We start from the raw sequence: 3,733 nt of genomic DNA, 5'->3' as shown, positions 1-3,733 counted from the left end.
ACGGATCGCGCCGGCGATGATGTTGACGAGGGTGGACTTGCCGGCGCCGTTATCGCCCACGAGGCCGACGACTTCGCCCGGATGGATGTCGAGGCTGACATCGGTGAGGGCGCGGATATGACCGTAGGACTTGCCGATGCCCGACACCCGCAGCACCGGCGCTTCCGGGTTCGCGGCCGGCGCCGGCGGATGCGGATCGGGCGTGACCGGCAGTTCGGTTGGCATGGAGTGCGTCCCAAACGTTTCCCTGCCGTGACACTAGACTGGCTTGGGAGCATGTCAATCGACCGCGATCCGCACGATGTCGCGACAGCGTCGCGCCCGCGTCCGTTATTCATTCTATCGTGTAGTGAGCTGGCGCGGCTTGCCGGCATCGCCGGTGTGCCACGGCCATGCCGGCAATGCGGAATGGCCCCGAACGATGGACCGGCCGATCTTCTCACGCCCGCGCCGACGCCCCGGCGGGCCATGCCGCCGGGGCGCGTGCGATCGGCCGCTGGCGGTCAGACCGCGAGGCGGAGACGCCCGACGCGCGGGCGCGCGAGGGTTTCGTAGATCTCGAGATAGTTCTCCGCCATCCGCCGCGCGGTGAAGCGGGCCTCGAACGTCGCGCGGATGCGGGACGGGGAGAGCTGGTGCACCCGGTCGAGCGCGGCGACCGCCTCCGCCTCGCTCTCGACGATGAAGCCGGTGACGCCATCCTCGACGATCTCGGGCACCGAGCCGTGCCGCCACGCGATCACCGGCGTGCCGCAGGCCATGGCCTCGATCATCACCAGGCCGAAGGGTTCCGGCCAGTCGATCGGCATCAGCAGCGCGCGGGCACCGGAGAGAAATTCGGATTTTTCTCCCTCGCCGATTTCGCCGATCAGGCAGGCATCGGGGCCCAGCATCGGCTTGATCCCGGTTTCGAAATATTCCTCGTCGACACGGTCTACTTTCGCGGCGAGGCGCAGATCCATGCCGGCGGCACGGGCGATGCGGATCGCGCGGTCGGGCCGCTTTTCGGGGCAGATGCGGCCGAGAAAGGCGACATAGTCGCGCGAACGCTCGCGCGGCGTCAGCAGGTCCTTCGGCAGGCCGTGCTGGACCGTGGCGACGAAATTCGCTTCCGGCAGCGGCTGGCGCTGGGAGTCGGAAATCGAGATCAGGTTCATCACCGGCAGCTCGTCGTAGACGGGGCCGAGTTCGGGCAGGTCGAGCCGGCCGTGCAGCGTGGTGACGAAGGGGGTGCGCTGACGCGCGAACAGCGAGGCCGGCCAGTAATCGTTATGGAAGTGCAACACGTCGAACTCGTGGGCCCGCCGGTAGACCCGTTCCATCAGCATGAAATGCGGCGCGAGCGTATCGCGGATGCCGGGGTCGAGCCGCAGTGCGCGCGGCCACACGGCGTCGAGTTCGGCGGCGGTTACCGAATCCCCGCTCGCGAACAGCGTGACGTCGTGACCCATCGCGACGAGTTCTTCCGTCAGGAAGGAGACGACACGTTCGGTGCCGCCATAGAATTTCGGCGGAACCGCTTCAGTCAGAGGTGCAATCTGGGCGATTTTCATGAGTGCCTGACTCCTCGCTGCTGGATTGTTTTTACGAGCGTTAGCAGGACGCCCCGATGTGGCAGTCATCGGGCGGTATTTGCCCAAATGCTGCCGCATTCGATGCCAAGGTAGGGACTGCCGGGGGCGCCGCCGGCTGGCGCTATTGCCGAAATGCCACATGAAGACAGGAAATTTGGCGGCGCCCCTCGATAAAGACCCGCACCGATGGAGCCCGAGACCATGCCGGATCACAAAAAGGCGATTGCAGAAGCGGAAGGAATCGAAAGCGCACCCCGCCGATCGCCGGCGCCGGAAGCATCGGCGCCGCTTGCCATTCCGCTCTCCGCACCGCCGGCATCGCGTCCGCAGCGCTTTCTGCTGCGGGCGATCCTGCGGCACGCGCCGGGACATGCGACGATCGTGCTTTCCGTCGTCGCCGCGGTCGCCTGTTCTGTGCTGTCGCAATATGCCGTGAAGAACCTGGTCGATGTGCTGACCGCCAATCAGCGCGGCGCGGTCTGGGGGGCTTTCATGCTCCTCGCCGGGCTGATCGCCGCGGACAATCTCGCATGGCGGATCGGCGGGTTCGTCGCGGCGCGCAGTTTCGTGGCGGTGACCGGGGAATTGCGGCGCGCGCTGTTCAACCACACGCTCGGCCATTCGCCCGGCTTCTTCGCCGACCGCCGGCCCGGCATGCTGGCCGGCCGCATCAGCGTCACCGGCAATGCGGTCTTCCGGCTCGAGAACCTGATGGTGTGGAACGTGCTGCCGCCGGCGCTGGCGGTCGTTCTCGCGATCGTGATGATCACCAGCGTCGATCCGGCGATGGGGCTGGCGCTGCTGGGCATCGCGCTGGCGCTGGGGGCGGTGCTGGCCTGGCTGGCGGCGAAGGGGCGGCGGCTGCATCGCGACTATGCCGAGGCCGCGGCCTCGGTGGATGGCGAGCTCGTCGATGTGATCAACAATGTCGCCGTCGTCCGCGCCTTCGGCGCGATGTTCCGCGAGCGGCAGCGCTTCGCCGAGGATGTCGGGCGCGAGATGCGCGCGCGCCGGGCGAGCCTGAACTACCTTGAAGGGCTGCGGAGCTTCCACGCGGTCACCACGGCGCTGCTGACGGCCGGCATGCTCGCCTGGATCATCGACCGCTGGCTCGACCATGCGGCGAGTCCCGGCGACGTCGTGCTGGTGACGACGCTCGGCTTCACCGTCCTGCACGGCACGCGCGATCTCGCGATCGCGCTGGTCGAGATGGTGCAGGACTGGGCGCGGCTGCACGAGGCGCTGGCCTCGCTCCTGATCCCGCACGACATGATGGACGCGGCGGACGCGCGGGCCCTGCCGCAGGCGCGCGGGGCGGTGAGCTTCGCCGATCTCGATTTCGCCTATCCGGACGGGCGGGCGGTGCTGAAGGAGGTGAATCTGACCGTGGCGCCTGGCGAGAAGGTCGGCCTGGTCGGCCGGTCGGGCTCGGGCAAGACGACGCTGCTCGCCCTGTTGCAACGGCAATACGATCCGGCGCGCGGGCGGGTGACGATCGATGGCACCGACATCGCCGCGCTCAGCCGCCAGGGCCTCGCGGAAATCCTGTCGGTCGTCTCGCAGGACGTGCAGCTGTTCCATCGCTCGGTGCGGGAGAATATCCGCTATGGCCGGCCCGATGCCGGCGATGCCGAGGTGGAGGCGGCGGCGCGGGCGGCCAACGCGCATGACTTCATCATGGCCCTGCCGCAGGGGTATGACACGCTGGTCGGCGAGCGGGGGATGAAGCTGTCGGGCGGGCAGCGGCAGCGCCTCGCGATCGCGCGGGCGGTTTTGCGCGACGCGCCGGTGCTGCTGCTCGACGAGGCGACGTCGGCGCTCGATTCCGAAAGCGAGGCGGCGGTGCAGGAGGCGATCGACCGGCTGGCGCGCAACCGGACGGTGATCGCGGTGGCGCACCGGCTGGCGACGCTGCGCGATTTCGACCGCATCGTGGTGATGGCGGAGGGGCGGATCGTCGACGAGGGATCGCCGGCGGCGCTGGCGTCGCGCCCCGGCCCCTATCGCGAGCTGTTGCGCCGGCAGGATACCGCCCGGCTCGGCCGGGCGGCCTGAGCCGGGTCAGCCGTATCTTATTTTGATAACGTAACGAAAATGGCGTGGTGAGGCGGCGCGGGTCAGGCGCCGTTTCGGCGGCGCCGGCTTGCGGGGGGAGAAGG

At 68.6% G+C, this 3,733-nt stretch carries 3 protein-coding genes; 1 reads left to right on the top strand and 2 read right to left on the bottom strand.

Features of this window, described 5'->3' with window-relative positions:
* Both APM_RS11030 and APM_RS11025 read right to left on the bottom strand, forming a co-directional pair.
* A partial coding sequence (locus tag APM_RS11030; RefSeq protein WP_007423456.1) for an ATP-binding cassette domain-containing protein occupies nt 1-225 on the bottom strand: 225 nt, incomplete at its 3' end.
* A gap of 278 nt (nt 226-503) precedes the next feature.
* Entirely contained in the window at nt 504-1,553 is a 1,050-nt protein-coding gene (locus APM_RS11025) for a glycosyltransferase family 4 protein (RefSeq protein ID WP_007423455.1), read from the bottom strand.
* 222 nt (nt 1,554-1,775) lie between these two features.
* On the opposite strand from APM_RS11025, the gene APM_RS11020 reads away from it, so the two are divergent.
* On the top strand, nt 1,776-3,629 hold the full coding sequence (locus APM_RS11020; protein ID WP_231844502.1) for an ABC transporter ATP-binding protein: 1,854 nt from the start codon (nt 1,776-1,778) through the stop codon (nt 3,627-3,629).
* Nucleotides 3,630-3,733: the final 104 nt, after the last annotated feature.

Origin of the sequence: Acidiphilium sp. PM, from assembly GCF_000219295.1 — a bacterium.
GTDB lineage: Bacteria > Pseudomonadota > Alphaproteobacteria > Acetobacterales > Acetobacteraceae > Acidiphilium > Acidiphilium multivorum.
This window is presented reverse-complemented; position numbering and strand designations above follow the sequence as displayed.